The sequence below is a fragment of the Bradyrhizobium sp. UFLA03-84 genome, assembly GCF_002289535.1.
Taxonomy (GTDB): Bacteria; Pseudomonadota; Alphaproteobacteria; order Rhizobiales; family Xanthobacteraceae; genus Bradyrhizobium; species Bradyrhizobium viridifuturi.
Genome location: NZ_NSJY01000006.1, coordinates 111,132 through 126,715, shown reverse-complemented (window position 1 = coordinate 126,715; position 15,584 = coordinate 111,132). Strand labels below are relative to the sequence as shown.

General features: G+C 63.6%; 11 protein-coding genes. 5 read left to right on the top strand and 6 right to left on the bottom strand.

What is annotated here, in order from left to right; all coding sequences use genetic code 11:
- Nucleotides 1–267 precede the first annotated feature (267 nt).
- From CK489_RS08715 to holA, 4 genes are all read left to right on the top strand, one after another.
- Nucleotides 268–2,868 (top strand): MASE1 domain-containing protein, encoded by a 2,601-nt coding sequence (locus tag CK489_RS08715; RefSeq protein ID WP_095732018.1) that lies wholly within the window; start codon nt 268–270, stop codon nt 2,866–2,868.
- A 381-nt stretch (nt 2,869–3,249) separates the two neighbouring features.
- Nucleotides 3,250–5,874, top strand: coding sequence for a leucine--tRNA ligase (gene leuS / locus CK489_RS08710; protein WP_095732017.1), 2,625 nt, complete (start codon nt 3,250–3,252; stop codon nt 5,872–5,874).
- The gene (gene lptE, locus CK489_RS08705; RefSeq protein ID WP_050627989.1) at nt 5,861–6,418 is read left to right on the top strand and encodes an LPS assembly lipoprotein LptE; all 558 of its coding nucleotides are present in this window, start codon (nt 5,861–5,863) and stop codon (nt 6,416–6,418) included. Before leuS ends, lptE begins: the two co-directional genes overlap by 14 nt.
- Nucleotides 6,419–6,426: 8 nt before the next feature.
- Nucleotides 6,427–7,458: a DNA polymerase III subunit delta gene (gene holA, locus CK489_RS08700; protein ID WP_095732016.1), complete on the top strand. Its 1,032-nt coding sequence runs from the start codon at nt 6,427–6,429 to the stop codon at nt 7,456–7,458.
- Nucleotides 7,459–7,614: 156 nt separating this feature from the next.
- Here holA and CK489_RS08695 read toward each other — a convergent pair whose 3' ends face one another.
- The 5 genes from CK489_RS08695 to mnmE form a co-directional block, all read right to left on the bottom strand.
- Nucleotides 7,615–8,505 carry a ParB/RepB/Spo0J family partition protein gene (locus tag CK489_RS08695; protein ID WP_050627991.1) on the bottom strand — a complete coding sequence of 297 codons (891 nt, stop codon included), beginning with the start codon at nt 8,503–8,505 and terminating at the stop codon, nt 7,615–7,617.
- 141 nt (nt 8,506–8,646) lie between these two features.
- Complete coding sequence (locus CK489_RS08690; protein ID WP_050627992.1) at nt 8,647–9,498, bottom strand: ParA family protein; 852 nt, start codon at nt 9,496–9,498, stop codon at nt 8,647–8,649.
- Nucleotides 9,499–9,529: 31 nt separating this feature from the next.
- Nucleotides 9,530–10,195: a 16S rRNA (guanine(527)-N(7))-methyltransferase RsmG gene (gene rsmG, locus CK489_RS08685; RefSeq protein ID WP_095732097.1), complete on the bottom strand. Its 666-nt coding sequence runs from the start codon at nt 10,193–10,195 to the stop codon at nt 9,530–9,532.
- Between the two features lie 138 nt (nt 10,196–10,333).
- Nucleotides 10,334–12,217, bottom strand: a complete 1,884-nt coding sequence (gene mnmG, locus CK489_RS08680; RefSeq protein WP_095732015.1) for a tRNA uridine-5-carboxymethylaminomethyl(34) synthesis enzyme MnmG — start codon at nt 12,215–12,217, stop codon at nt 10,334–10,336.
- 231 nt (nt 12,218–12,448) lie between these two features.
- Nucleotides 12,449–13,717 (bottom strand): tRNA uridine-5-carboxymethylaminomethyl(34) synthesis GTPase MnmE, encoded by a 1,269-nt coding sequence (gene mnmE, locus CK489_RS08675; RefSeq protein ID WP_245350301.1) that lies wholly within the window; start codon nt 13,715–13,717, stop codon nt 12,449–12,451.
- On the opposite strand from mnmE, the gene CK489_RS42595 reads away from it, so the two are divergent.
- Nucleotides 13,674–13,796: a hypothetical protein gene (locus CK489_RS42595; RefSeq protein ID WP_283806272.1), complete on the top strand. Its 123-nt coding sequence runs from the start codon at nt 13,674–13,676 to the stop codon at nt 13,794–13,796. The two genes, mnmE and CK489_RS42595, sit on opposite strands and share 44 nt — an antisense overlap.
- A gap of 290 nt (nt 13,797–14,086) precedes the next feature.
- Here CK489_RS42595 and rho read toward each other — a convergent pair whose 3' ends face one another.
- Nucleotides 14,087–15,352, bottom strand: a complete 1,266-nt coding sequence (gene rho / locus CK489_RS08665; protein WP_021078151.1) for a transcription termination factor Rho — start codon at nt 15,350–15,352, stop codon at nt 14,087–14,089.
- Nucleotides 15,353–15,584: the final 232 nt, after the last annotated feature.

The window sequence follows — 15,584 nt, the reverse complement described above, 5'->3', positions numbered from 1 at the left end:
GTACCCAATTGGTAGTCCGGATGCCGCCGTGACCCGTTTCGGATAGCCGCTGCTATTAGGTCAATGCTGCTGCCCGATAGCCCCTCGTTCCGAAGTTGCCGGGCATATCTCTACTCACCATCGTGCGGCCATGCTTTGGTCAAAACTGCGTTGAGTGCTTGGCGGGAACATCGACGTCACGACAATGCGATTCGCCGCTTTTGGTGACACTGGATCAGGGGACAGGTCGCCAACGCATTCTTGAGATGCCCTCGGCAAAGGCTTGCGATGGAAAGGGCAACGTTCGATCAGGCCAGGGTGCTCGCTTTTGGCGACGCTCGGAGCATTGCGACCTACGCGGTCGAAATCCTGATAATCGCCGCGATTTGTGGCGGCCTTGCCGAAGCCGCGCGACTGGTTCCCGCGATCAATCCAACCGCGACACCGCTATGGCCACCGACCGGGCTTGCGCTCGCGCTGGTCCTGCTTCGCGGCTACCGGATCTGGCCGGCGATCCTGGTGGGGGCCGTCTCTCCTTACTTCATGGCCGACCGATCGCTCCTGGAGTTTGGCACCGCCGGGATCGGCAGCCTGCTTGCTGCATGTGCCGGAACATGGCTGATCGACCGTTGGTCGAACGGTCGCCAGACGTTTGCCACGCCTGTCGGTGTCGCAAAGTTTGCAATCATTTGCTTTGCGCCGACGACGATCATCAGTTCAGCCATCGCCTCGACCGGCTTTGCCCTCGCCAATGAATCGAGCCTTTCCGATTCCGTCGTCGCCGGGGTCACCTGGTGGCTTGCGGACGCTGCCGGAGCGCTGGTGATTACTCCGCTCATCGTGCTCTGGGCGACGATGCCCTTCCGCATTCCTTCCAAATTGAAGCTGCTGGAATCGATCGCTGTCCCCGCTCTCGCGGGCATCGTCGGGATCGTTGCTTACAGCCCGCTCATCGGTAGCGATCTCATCAGCACTGACCTCGACGCGTTGCTGCCGCATCGGGGCCTTCTGGGCTTTCTGGTTCTGCTGCCCTTGATCTGGGCCGGCCTGCGCGGCGATCGATGCACCGTGTCGACGGCCGCGTTCCTTTTTGTCGGAATGGCCGTGTGGGGGTTCTCGGTGGGGAATGAGCCATTTCCGAAAATGGATCCGAATGGCGCACTGTTATCCTTGCTCGTGCTCTCGATCTGCGTATCGGCACCTCCTCTTGCGCTGGCAGCGGCCATTGCGACGCGCCAGACCACGGAAGACCATCTCGCTTCTGTTCGGGACCAACTGAACGATCAACTCGAACGGAAAGCCCTGGCGCTCGACAACATCAGGCGGCATTTCCAGACCCTTATCGAAGGCGTCGTCGACTATGCGATTTTTGCGCTCGATCGCGAGGGACACGTCACGAGCTGGAATAGCACCGCTCAAAAGATCACCGGCTACAGCTCGGAAGAAATCATCGGCAAGCATTTCGGAATTTTCTATCGGCCGGATGAACGCCGCGCGGGTTCGCCCGCACACGCGCTGGAGACGGCAGTCGAAAGAGGCAAGTACGACGTGGAGGGTTGGCGCATCAGAAAGAATGGTACGCCGTTCTTCATCACGGGCTCCGTGTCATCGAGCCGTGATGACGCTGGAAATCTGATCGGCTTCATCAGTATTCTGCGCGACGCGACCGAGCGGCGCGACGCGGAGGAGAAGCTGGTCCAGGCCCGCGAACAGCTCGCGATGTCGCAGAAAATGGAGGCGATCGGCAAACTGACCGGCGGGATCGCGCACGACTTCAACAATCTATTGATGATCATCGGCGGCAGCGCCCAGATCTTCACGCGCCTGCTTGATCCGAAACTGCCCAAAGCAATCGAAGCCATCCAGACCGCGGCCAAACGCGGCGAGAGCCTGACGCGCCAATTGCTGACCTTCTCCCGTCATCAGCATCTCAGCCCGACGGTCGTCGATCTGAATGCGTCGATCAAGAACATGCGGACGATGATCGAGAGCTCGCTTCGCGGAAACATCGTCTACAACGAGAACGTCGGTGAGGGCGCCGCGTCGGTCAAGGTGGATCTCGCCGAGCTGGAGCTTGCGATCGTCAATATCGCCGTCAATGCGCGCGATGCAATGCCGAGCGGCGGCACGTTCACCTTGTCCGTCCATGCGGTGACCGCGAACCAGGAAGCCGGCGGCGACCGTGCAAAGGCTTTCTTTGCGATCGCGCTTGGCGACACGGGTACCGGCATTCCGCCGCATCTTCTGTCCAAGATGTTCGATCCGTTCTTCACGACCAAGGAGGTCGGCAAGGGGACCGGGCTCGGCTTGTCCCAGGTCTATGGTTTCGCCCACCAGGCCGGTGGAACGGTCACGGCAGACAGCAGGGTTGGTCAGGGAACAACAATTACAATCTATTTGCCGTCCTGTGCAGACGAGCAAACCGCCAGCAAAGACCTCGCCGCTGCCAGAGCAAGACCGAGGCAGCCGCAGCGGCAGACGGTTCTTGTTGTCGACGACAGCCCCGAAGTAGCGGATGTGACATCCTCGCTGTTCGAGCATCTGGGCTATGAAACGATCTACCGGGATTCGGCCGAAGCGGCGTTGAAACTGCTCGATGCCGGCACAAGGATCGATCTCGTCTTCAGCGATATCGTCATGCCGGGAACCATCGATGGCGTCGGGCTCGCGAGAGAAGTGCGGTCACGCTACCCGGGTTTGCCGATCGCCCTGACAACCGGTTACAGCGACGCTGCAAATGCGGCACCGCCAAGCCTGAAGATACTCCGCAAGCCGTTCGACACCGAGGCACTCAGAGATTTCATCCAGGATCTTGCGCCCCCGAGATCGACGCGATCATCCGTCGTGCCTTTGACATCAAACACGACCGACGCTTTGCGCAGACATTGAGGCCCCTCGGCCCCCCAGAACCCATGGGTGCGATCGGCGCCCGACTTTCCCTGCGTCCTCTGATCGAGGAGAGGCGGATCGCGTCGCGAGAATGCGGAACGATGACCACCGGCGAAGCCGTACATTTGGTGTTGTCCTGGCGAAGGCCAGGACCCATTACCCCCCGCTGCTCATGATTGCGCGAAGCTGGGGCCGCGACCCCTTTCCCAACAAACGCCTGTGGTTATGGGTCCTGGCTTTCGCCAGGACGACGGGGGAGGTCGGCGGCCCTTCACAATGACCATTTGGCAGACCCCAAGCCGTTGACCCCATGGGCGTTTTTGTGGCCTAGTCCGCCGTCCCCGGATGGGACCCGAAAATCACCGAAAACCCTGCGATTTCATGACCGCCGAACGCTACAACGCCCGTGAATCCGAACCCCGCTGGCAAGCCACCTGGGACCAGAAGGCGATCTTCGCCTCCAAGAACGACGATCCGCGGCCGAAATATTACGTGCTCGAGATGTTCCCCTATCCGTCGGGGCGCATCCATATCGGCCATGTCCGCAATTACACGCTCGGCGACGTGCTGGCCCGCTTCATGCGCGCCAGGGGTTTCAACGTGCTGCACCCGATGGGCTGGGATGCGTTCGGCCTGCCGGCGGAAAACGCCGCGATCGAGCGCAAGGTGGCGCCGAAGGCCTGGACCTACGACAACATCGCCGCGATGAAGAAGCAGCTGCGGTCGATCGGGCTGTCGCTGGACTGGAGCCGGGAGTTCGCGACCTGCGACCCGAGCTACTACAAGCATCAGCAGAAGATGTTCCTGGACATGCTGGGCGCCGGCCTCGCCGAGCGCGAGAAGCGCAAGCTGAACTGGGACCCGGTCGACATGACCGTGCTTGCCAACGAGCAGGTGATCGACGGCCGCGGCTGGCGCTCGGGCGCCGTCGTCGAACAGCGCGAGATGAGCCAGTGGGTCTTCAAGATCACGAAGTACTCGCAGGAGCTGCTGGAAGCGCTGGATGGCCTGGACCGCTGGCCCGACAAGGTGCGGCTGATGCAGCGCAACTGGATCGGCCGCTCGGAAGGCCTGTTGATCCGCTTCGCGCTGGATGCGGCGACCACGCCGGCCGGCGAGACCGAGCTGAAGATCTTCACCACGCGGCCGGACACGCTGTTCGGCGCCAAGTTCATGGCGATCTCGGCGGATCATCCGCTGGCGCAGGCGGCTGCCGCGAAGAACCCCAAGCTCGCGGAGTTCATCGCCGACATCAAGAAGATCGGCACCGCGCAGTCGATCATCGACACCGCCGAGAAGCAGGGCTTCGACACCGGCATCAAGGCCGTGCATCCGTTCGATCCGAGCTGGAAGCTGCCGGTCTATGTCGCGAACTTCGTGCTGATGGAATACGGCACCGGCGCCATCTTCGGTTGCCCGGCGCACGACCAGCGCGACCTCGACTTCGTCAACAAGTACAATCTCGGCAACGTGCCGGTGGTCTGCCCCGAGGGCCAGGACCCGAAGACCTTCGTGATCACCGACGTCGCCTATGACGGCGACGGCCGCATGATCAACTCGCGCTTCCTCGACGGCATGACGATCGACGCGGCGAAGGAAGAGGTCGCCAAGCGCCTGGAAAGCGAGCTGCGCGGCAATGCGCCGGTCGGCGAGCGTCAGGTGAACTTCCGGCTGCGCGACTGGGGCATCTCGCGCCAGCGCTATTGGGGCTGCCCGATCCCGGTGATCCATTGTCCGAAGTGCGACGTGGTGCCGGTGCCGGACGACCAGTTGCCGGTGACGCTGCCGGAGGACGTCTCTTTCGACAAGCCCGGCAACGCGCTCGACCACCATCCGACCTGGAAGCACGTCAGCTGTCCGAAGTGCGGCGGCAAGGCCGTGCGCGAGACCGACACGATGGACACCTTCGTGGACTCGTCCTGGTACTTCGCGCGCTTCACCGATCCGTGGAACGAGACCGCGCCGACCACGCCCGCGGTCGCCAACCGGATGATGCCGGTCGATCAATATATCGGCGGCGTCGAGCACGCGATCCTGCATCTGCTGTACAGCCGCTTCTTCACCCGCGCGATGAAGGCGACCGGCCACATCGACATGAGCGAGCCGTTCGCCGGCATGTTCACCCAGGGCATGGTGGTGCACGAGACCTACCAGAAGGCCGACGGTAGCTGGGTCACGCCGGCCGAGGTGAAGATCGAGGTCGGAGGCAACGGCCGCCGCGCGGTGCTGCTGGCGACCGGCGAGGACGTCGAGATCGGCCCGATCGAAAAGATGTCGAAGTCGAAGAAGAACACCGTCGACCCCGACGACATCATCGCGAGCTATGGTGCCGACGTGGCGCGCTGGTTCATGCTGTCGGACTCACCGCCGGACCGCGACGTGATCTGGAGCGACGAGCGGGTGCAGGGTGCCGCACGCTTCGTGCAGCGGCTGTGGCGGCTGGTGAACGAATCGGCCGAAATCGGCAAGGCGGCGCCGGCGGCCCGGCCGGCAACGTTCGGACCCGAGGCGCAGGCGCTGCGCAAGGCGGCCCATGGCGCGCTCGACAAGGTGTCGTCCGGGATCGAGCGGCTGCATTTCAACGTCTGCCTCGCCCATATCCGCGAATTCGCCAATGCGCTGGCCGAGGTGCTGGCCAAGGGTGACAAGCCGGCGCCGGATGTCGCCTGGGCCGTCAAGGAGGCCGCGACCATCCTGGTCCAGCTGTTCTCGCCGATGATGCCGCATCTGGCCGAAGAGTGCTGGGTGGTTCTGGGCCAGCGAGGGCTGGTTTCCGAGGCTGATTGGCCGCAAATCGAGCGCGATTTGCTGGTTGAAGACAGCGTGACCCTGGTGGTCCAGGTCAACGGTAAAAAACGAGGTGATGTTACCGTGCCACGCACCGCCCAAAATGCGGAGATAGAGGCTGCCGTTTTGGCGCTCGATGCGGTAAAAGCCGCCTTGGATGGCAAACCCGTCCGCAAGGTGATCGTGGTGCCCATGAGGATCGTCAATGTTGTCGGCTAGGATCAGGATCGCCGCCCGGTTTGTGGCCGTGGCTGCCTTGGCCGCGCTGACGGCCGGATGTTTCCAGCCGATGTATGCCGAGCGCACCCTCGACGGTCAGTCGTCCGCCTTGCGCGACAAGCTGATGGGCGTCGAGGTTCCGCCGGTCGACAAGCCCAACGCCTCGCGCGAGGCCCGGGTCGGCGTCGAGGTCCGCAACGCGCTGGCCTTCAAGCTCTACGGCACCGCCACCGGCGCACCGCCGACGCACCGGCTGGTGCTGCGCTTCTATACGAGCCGCTCGTCGCTGATGATCGATCCGACCACCGCGCTACCGACCAGCGAGAATTACGGCATCGACGCCCAGTTCAACCTTGTCGAGATCGCCTCGAACAAGTCGGTCATGACCGGCACCACGTTCTCGCGCGTGTCCTATGACATGCCGGGCTCCTACCAGCGCTTCTCCCGCCAGCGCGCCCTGCGCGATGCCGAGGACCGCGCCGCGCAGGAGATCGCCGACAATATCCAGACCCGGCTCGCCTCGTTCTTCTCCAGCGGGACCTGATCGCCGCATTGGTCGCACTTCGCGGAAAAGAGATAGACAACTTCCTCGCCCGGCCTGACGCCGGCCGCCCGATCATCCTGCTTTACGGCCCGGACCTCGGCCTCGTGCGCGAGCGCGCCGACGCGCTGATGGCCTCCGCGGTCGACGATCCCAACGATCCGTTCTCGCTGGTGCGGCTCGATGGCGACGAGCTCGCCGCCGAGCCGTCGCGGCTGGTCGATGAAGCGATGACGGTGCCGCTGTTCGGCGGCCGCCGCGCCATCCGCGTCCGCGCCGGCTCGCGCAATTTTTCGAGCGGCGTCGAGACGCTGACCGAGACGCCGGCGCTCAGGGATTGCCGGATCGTGATCGAGGCCGGCGAGCTCAGGCCGGAATCGCCGCTGCGCAAGATCTGCGAGCGCGCCAAGAATGCGGTCGCGATCGGCTGCTATCCCGACACCGAGCGCGACCTGACCAAGCTGATCGAGGACGAGCTGCGGATCTCCAATCTGCGGCTCGCGCAGGACGCGCGCGCGGTGCTGATGTCGCTGCTCGGCGGCGACCGCATGGCCTCGCGCAACGAGCTGCGCAAGCTCGCGCTGTTCGCGCATGGCAAGGGCGAGATCACGCTCGACGACGTGATGACCGTGGTCTCGGACGCCTCCGAGCTGAAGCTCGATCCGATCGTCGACGGCGCCTTCGCCGGCAACGCCGCGCTGGTCGAGAGCGAGTTCACGAAAGCAATGGTCGCCGGCACCTATCCCGGCGTGATCATCTCGGCCGCGCAGCGCCAGGCCGCGTGGCTGCATAAATCGGCGCTGGCGATCGCGGACGGCACGCCGGCGTCAGCCGTGCTCGAAGGCGGATTTCCGCGGCTGCATTTCTCGCGCAAACCCGCGGTCGAGATCGCGCTGCGCAATTTCACGCCGCAGCGTCTGGTGAACATCATCGACCAGCTCGCGACCGCGGCGCTCGACATGCGCAAGCAGGCCGCGCTCGCCGCCGTGATCGCGCAGCGCGCCCTGCTCTCGATCGCGGCGAACGCGAAGCGGCGGGGATGAGACGCTTTATTGGAGAGACGTCATCGCGAGGAGCTCGCGACAAAATTGCGAAAGCAATTTTGCGTTGAAGCGACGAAGCAATCCATCGCTCCGCAGATGCAGAGAAATGGATTGCTTTGCTTACGCTCGCAATGACGCGGAGAGATCTCGGAAGATCTAGCCGCCCTCAAGCCGCCGCACCACCTCGTCGAGCTGCTCGAGGTTGCGGTAGTTGATCTGGACGGTGCCGCCGGGATCGCGATGGCTGACGGTGACCGCAAGGCCGAGCGCATCGCTGACGCGCTTCTCGAGCGCCAGCGTATCGGCATCCTTGTCGACCTTGGCGGCACTGCCGGCGCGCGCCTTCTGCGGCTTGCGCTCCGGCACGCCCTCCTCGTGCGCCAGCGCCTCGGCCTGGCGGACGTTGAGCCCCTCGGCAACGATGCGCTTGGCGGCCGCGATCGGATCCGGCACGCCGATCAGCGCGCGGGCATGGCCGGCGGACAGATCGCCCTTCGAGATCAGCGCCTGCACTTCGGCCGGCAGCTTGGTCAGCCGCATCATGTTGGCGACATGGCTGCGGCTCTTGCCGACGATCTTGGCGATGTCTTCCTGGCTGCGTTTGAACTCGTCGGCGAGTGCGTGATAGCCCAGCGCCTCTTCCATCGCGTTGAGGTCTTCGCGCTGGACGTTCTCGATGATCATGATCTCGAGCGCGTCGGAATCGGAGACCTCGACCGGCACGATCGGCACCTCGTGCAGACCGGCGAGCTGCGAGGCGCGCCAGCGCCGTTCGCCGGCGATGATCTCGAAACGGTCCTGCGCGCCCTTGATCGCGCGCACCACGATCGGCTGGATCACGCCGCGTGCCTTGATCGAATCGGCAAGCTCGCCGAGCTCGGCATCGGCGAAGGTCCGCCGCGGGTTGCGCGGGTTGGCCTTGAGGAATTCGATCGGCACCTTGCGCTGGTTGCGCGGCCGCTCGACATGCGCGGCTGCCTCGCCGCCGACGTCTCCGATCAGGCTTGCCAGCCCGCGCCCCAGTCGCGAACGCGCTTCATCGGCCATTGTTGCGAGCTCCCTTGGATTCACGCGCAGTACTCCAGACTTGAATTTCAGAATCGCAGGATGGACCGCGCGCGGCGAAACCCATCGCTCTCGTTGCATGCCGTGATGGGGTTCGCTTCACCGCGCCCATCCCGTGCATCGTCAGTGCGCGCGCAGCTCGCGCTCGCGCTGGATCACCTCGGTGGCGAGCTTGAGATACGCATCGCTGCCGGCGCATTTGAGATCGTAGACCAGCACCGGCTTGCCGTAGGACGGCGCTTCCGAGATGCGCACGTTGCGCGGGATCATGGTGTCGTACACCTTGTCGCCCATGAACTGGCGCACATCGGCAACCACCTGGTTGGAGAGGTTGTTGCGCGAGTCGAACATGGTCAGCACGATGCCGTGGATCGACAGCGTCGGATTGAGCGTCGAGCGCACCTGCTCCACCGTCTGCAGCAATTGCGACAGACCTTCGAGCGCGAAGAACTCGCATTGCAGCGGCACCAGGATCGCGTCCGACGCGGCCATCGCGTTGACGGTGAGCAGATTGAGCGAGGGCGGGCAGTCGATCAGCACATAGGTGTAATCGGAGTCCGGCGAGACGTTGTTGTTCAATCCTGCGATCGCATCACGCAGCCGGAAGGCGCGGCCCGGCGTGGTGCCGAGCTCGAGCTCGAGGCCGGAGAGGTCCATGGTGGAGGCCGCGATGTGCAGCCGCGGTACCGCGGTCGCGACCACCGCATCGCGCAGCGGCGCTTCGCCGATCAGCACGTCGTAGGTCGAGCAGCTGCGGTTGCGGCGATCGATGCCGAGCCCGGTCGAGGCGTTGCCCTGCGGATCGAGATCGACGATCAGCACACGCTCGCCAATCGCAGCGAGTGCGGTACCAAGGTTGATCGCTGTGGTGGTCTTGCCGACCCCGCCCTTCTGGTTGGCGAGCGACAGGATGCGTGGATGGCCCGGCGCTTGGAGCGCCTTATCCCCTTGATAAACCTCGTCCATCACAGTCATACCAAAATACCATTTGCTCTTGCGGAGTCCCCTAGCGCCGCTCGATTGACCCGAGTTCGACGATCCAGCCCTGTCCGCCGGTCCGGCTGGCGTGTAGCTTTGGCTCAATAATCCAATATTTAGTGGCCTCGGTCAATTCGGCCTCTACATCTTGACCCTTCAAAAACAGCGCCTTGGCGCCCTTTTTGACCCACGGCTCCGCAAAGCCGATCAGTTGATGTAACGGAGCCAGCGCCCGCGCGGTGACGCAATCGATCGGCCCCGCGATTCTATCCACAGTATCCCCGATATCAGCCAGATGCACCGTCCCCGGCGACGCTGTCACCCGAATCGCCTCCCGCAAGAATGCGGCCTTCTTGGCGATTCGCTCCACCAGATGGATCTGGGTGCCCGGCGTCTCGGCCAATGCACAGGCGAGCACGATGCCAGGAAAGCCGCCGCCGCTGCCGAGATCGACCCAGGACTTCGCCGTCGGCGCGAGACTCAGCAGCTGCAGCGAATCGGAGATATGGCGTGTCCAGAGATTCGGCAGCGTGGACGGCGCGACGAGATTGGTCTTGGCCTGCCACTCCAGCAGGAGAGCGACGTAGCGATCGAGCCGGGCTTCCGTTTCACGTGAAACAGGAGTGAGGGCGAGCGCCGCTGCTTTGTCGGCTGCGGAGATTTCGAGGTCTGCAGAACAGGAGGCTGAAGCCATTCTCTTGAATGCCAGGTTGGTGTCCGTCATTGCGAGCGGAGCGAAGCAATCCACCTCACAGCTTGCGGCGACATGGATTGCTTCGTCGCTTCGCTCCTCGCAATGACGGCGTAAGGCCGCATTGTTTCACGTGAAACGTCAGGCGCTGGCCTTGGCCGATTTCCGTCGCGCCTCGCGTCGCAGGTAGGCCGCCAGGATACCCAGGGCCGCCGGTGTCATGCCGTCGATCCGGCCCGCCTGCCCGACCGTCCGCGGCTGCGCCTTCTGCAGCTTGGCGCGCGCTTCGTTCGAGAGACCGGGCACATCAGCATAATCGACATCGGTCAGGACCAAGCCTTCGTCGCGCCGGAAGGCATCAACGTCGGCGGTCTGGCGCTTCAGATAGACATCGTATTTGGCATCGATCTCGAGGTGCACCGCGATCGCAGGGTCAATGGCCGACAACTCCGGCCAGATGGCCTGGACTGCCGGCCATTCGATCTCCGGATAGGCCAGCAACTCAAAGGCGGAGCGGCGATTGCCGTCGCGATTGAGGGCGAGACCATGCTTGGCGGCTTCATTCGGCGTGATCGCAAGCGACTTCGCCAGGGATTTCGCTGCGTCCAGCGCCGACATCTTGGTTCGGTGGCGTTCGGCGCGGGCGGCACCGACACATCCGAGGGCGATGCCCTTGTCGGTCAGCCGCTGGTCGGCATTATCGGCCCGCAGCGTCAGCCGGTACTCGGCGCGCGAGGTGAACATGCGATACGGCTCGGTGATCCCCCGGGTCACGAGGTCGTCGATCATCACGCCGAGATAGCCGTCAGCGCGGTCGAACACGATCGGATCGGTCCCACTGGCGGCCAGTGCGGCGTTGAGGCCGGCAACGATGCCCTGCCCCGCCGCCTCCTCGTATCCCGTGGTGCCGTTGATCTGGCCGGCCAGGAAAAGCCCACGCAGGCGCTTGGTCTGAAGGGTCGGATCGAGCTCCCGCGGATCGACATGATCGTATTCGATTGCGTAACCCGGCCGGACCATCTTCACCCGCTCGAGGCCGGGAATGCTGGCCAGGATCGCGAGCTGAACCTCCTCCGGCAGCGACGTCGAGATGCCGTTGGGATAGACCGTGTCGTCGTCGAGCCCTTCCGGCTCCAGGAAGATCTGATGGCCGTCGCGATCGCCAAAGCGAACGATCTTGTCCTCAATCGAGGGGCAATAGCGCGGTCCGGAGCTCTTGATCTGGCCGGAATACATCGGTGAACGGTGCACATTGGCCCGGATCACGTCATGGGTCGCCGGCGTGGTCCGGGTGATGCCGCACTGGATCTGTGGGGTCGTGATCCGGTCCGTCATGACCGAAAACGTCTCCGGCGGATCGTCTCCGGGCTGCATTTCGACCGCCGACCAGTCTATCGTAGTGCCGTCGAGCCGCGGCGGCGTCCCAGTCTTGAGCCGGCCGAGCACAAAACCCGCCCGTTCGAACGAAGCGGATAGACCCATGGCAGGCGCCTCGCCGACACGGCCGGCCGGCCAGTTCTTCTCACCGAGATGGATCAGGCCGCGCAGGAAGGTTCCGGTCGTGATGACGACCGCACCGGCGGACAATTGACGGCCATCGCCCAGGCGAATGCCGGTGACGCGCCCATCAACGACGACCAACTCATCCGCCTCGCCTTCGATGACGCTGAGGTTCGCGGTCTCGGTGATCGCGGCCTGCATCGCGGCCGCATAAAGCTTGCGGTCGGCCTGGGCCCGCGGACCGCGGACCGCCGGACCCTTGCGGCGATTGAGCATGCGAAACTGGATGCCGCCGGCATCGGCGACCTTACCCATCAGACCATCGAGTGCGTCGACTTCGCGGACCAGATGACCCTTGCCGAGCCCGCCGATGGCAGGATTGCAGGACATCGCGCCGATGGTCGCGAAACGATGCGTCACCAGGGCCGTCTTCGCGCCCATCCGCGCAGCCGCGCTCGCGGCCTCGCAGCCGGCATGGCCGCCGCCGATGACGATAACGTCGAATGAGTCTGCCCTGGAAGTCATGGCCGGACTTCTATCGTGGAGTGATGAAAGCCGGAAGAACGAAGTTGAGATCGCCGGCCGGGGCCGGTCCATCTGACCGAAATATGGATCGATCCTGCCCGCCCGCAACAACATTGGAGCTGTTTCACGTGAAACAGACGGTCACGCCAAGTCAGATGTTTCACGTGAAACGAGAGGGGGTTCATTAACCAGTCCGAAACCATGTTTCACGTGAAACAGTTCCCAGCGCGGCTACTTCCCGACGCAGAACTCGCGGAAAATGACGTCCAGGATGTCCTCGACGTCGACCCGACCGAGCAGACGGCCGAGTGCAGTGGCCGCCCTGCGAAGTTCCTCCGCCGCAAGCTCCTCACCCTGCCCGACCACATCAATGCTGCGCTGGAGAGCGTCAACAGTCTCCTGGAGCAACCCGCGCTGTCGGGCCCGGCTGATCAAGCCGCCTTCGCTGGTTCCGAAATAGTCGTGGGCGAAACCGACCAGTGCGGCGATGAGCTCAGACAGGCCGTCGCCGCGGGCTGCCGAGATCCTAAACTCGGGGGTGCTACCGCCCTCGCCCGACTGAGCCCTGACCAGGTCGATCTTGTTTCGCACCAGCCAGGTCGGCGCCGTACCGCCGTGCCCAGCCTTCGCGACCCCGCTGTCAGCCAGCCAAAGCACAAGGTCAGCTTCCGCGGCACGGGCCCGGGCGCGGCGAACCCCCTCCTGCTCCACCGGGTCGTCGGTCTCGCGAATCCCGGCGGTGTCGATGACTGTGACGGGATAGCCGTCGAGGTCGAGCTGCACCTCGATCACGTCGCGGGTCGTGCCGGCCTGCGGCGAAACGATCGCGACCTCGCGCTTCGCCAGCTGGTTGATCAGGGTCGATTTGCCGACATTCGGTGGGCCCGCGATCGCAACCACCAGGCCGTCGCGCAGCCGTTCACTTTGGCCCTGCCCCGCAAGCACTTCCTTGATCTCGTCGTGCAGCGCGCGGATCCGCTCAAGCGCCGGCGCGACCAGCTCCGCCGGGACATCGCCTTCGTCCGAGAAATCAATGCCGGCCTCGATCAGCGCCGACGCCGCGATGATCCGCTCGCGCCAGTCGCGGGCGCGATCGCCGAGCAGCCCTTTCAACTGCCGCAGCGCCTGGCGCCGCTGGCGATCGGTGTCGGCGTGGATCAGGTCGTCGAGGCCTTCGGCCTCGGTCAGGTCGAGCTTGCCGTTCTCGAACGCCCGCCGGGTGAACTCGCCGGGTTCGGCCGGTCGCACATTGTCGAATGATCCGACGGCATCGAACAACGCCGACAGCACCGCGCGTCCACCATGGACATGGAATTCGGCGACATCCTCGCCGGTCGCACTCGCCGGGCCGGGGAACCACAACACCACCGCGTCGTCGATCGGCAGATGGTTCGAATTGTGGAGTAGCGCGCGGGTTGCCATTCGCGGCGCAGGCGTCTTGCCCACCAGTCCTTCAATGACCGACGCGGCCATTGGGCCAGACAGCCTGACGATGGCGATCGCACTTGGCGGCCGTCCGGAGGATAAAGCGAAGATCGTCTGGTCGCGCGGATGCATCGCTTATTTCTTCCCAAGCTAGTCGGCAAAGGCAATGCCGCTCTCATTTCGCATGCGGTGTTGCAGAATGCTGCGACGCAATATGATCGAGATTCATTGCGGCAGCCATGCAGCAATTTTGCTGCGGTTCAGCCGGTCTGCCCAGAAGCATGTATAATAAACATAAACAATATCAGTATGTTATATGAATATTCGGCGTACCGTCGAAGTTCGATTTATGCTGCACTCCGCCGCAGCAAACCCGCAGCATGAAAAAGGCGCCCCGTTTTGCGGAGCGCCCTATTCTCTTCGGCCGCACTATTCTCTTCGGCCTCAAGTGTTCATGGAATCGAAGAATTCCGAATTGCTCTTCGTGTTCCGGAGCTTGTCGAGCAGGAAGTCGATCGCGTCCATGGTGCCCATCGGATTGAGGATGCGGCGCAGGACGTACATCTTCTTCAGCACCTGCGGATCGGTAATCAGCTCCTCCTTGCGGGTGCCGGAGCGGGCGATGTCGATCGCCGGGAAGGTCCGCTTGTCAGAGACCTTGCGGTCGAGGATCAGTTCGGAGTTACCGGTGCCCTTGAACTCTTCGAAAATGACTTCGTCCATGCGGCTGCCGGTGTCGACCAGCGCGGTCGCGATGATGGTCAGCGAACCGCCCTCCTCGATGTTGCGCGCGGCGCCGAAGAAGCGCTTCGGGCGCTGCAACGCATTGGCGTCGACACCGCCGGTCAGCACCTTGCCGGATGACGGCACAACGGTGTTGTAGGCGCGGCCGAGGCGGGTGATCGAATCGAGCAGGATCACGACGTCGCGGCCGTGCTCGACGAGGCGCTTGGCCTTCTCGATCACCATTTCGGCGACCTGGACGTGGCGCACGGCGGGCTCGTCGAAGGTCGACGACACCACCTCGCCCTTCACCGAACGCTGCATGTCCGTGACTTCTTCCGGACGCTCGTCGATCAGCAGCACGATCAGATAGCAGTCCGGATGATTGGCGGTGATCGAGTGCGCGATGTTCTGCATCAGCACCGTCTTGCCGGTGCGCGGCGGCGCCACGATCAACGCGCGCTGGCCCTTGCCGATCGGCGCGACGATGTCGATGACGCGCGCGGAAAGGTCCTTCTTGGTGGAATCCTCGAGCTCCATGCGGAAACGCTGATTGGGAAACAGCGGCGTGAGGTTGTCGAAATTGACCTTGTGCTTCGACTTTTCCGGGTCTTCGAAATTGAGCGTGTTGACCTTCAGCAGCGCGAAATAGCGTTCGCCTTCCTTCGGGCTGCGAATATGGCCTTCGATCGTATCGCCGGTGCGCAGGCCGAAACGGCGGATCTGCGACGGCGAAACATAGATGTCGTCGGGGCCGGGCAAATAGTTCGCGTCGGGCGAACGAAGGAAGCCGAAGCCGTCGGACAGCACCTCGACAACGCCTTCACCGATAATGTCGGTCTCGGCGATCGCGAGCTGCTTGAGAATTGCGAACATCAGCTCCTGCTTCCGCATGGTGCTGGCATTCTCGACCCCATTCTCTTCCGCAAACGAGACGAGCTCGGCCGGCGTTTTCGATTTGAGGTCCTGGAGTTTGATTTCCCGCATCGGGGTCGTCCTGTGAGGAAGTAAGTAGGGAAGGGGTGCGAGGTGGCTCTGGAAAAAGCGGACGCCAAAGGAAGGTCCGCAGGTCTCAGCCAGGAAAGTGCCGTTTGGGCTTTCAAACCTGATGCGGCGCCGGCCCGAAAAGAACCGGAACGCGACCACATCCGCCTGCGTGGGGTGGGATAAAACCTATATAGAAAATCGATCCGTCCTTCGCAAGAAGGACTGAAGCATG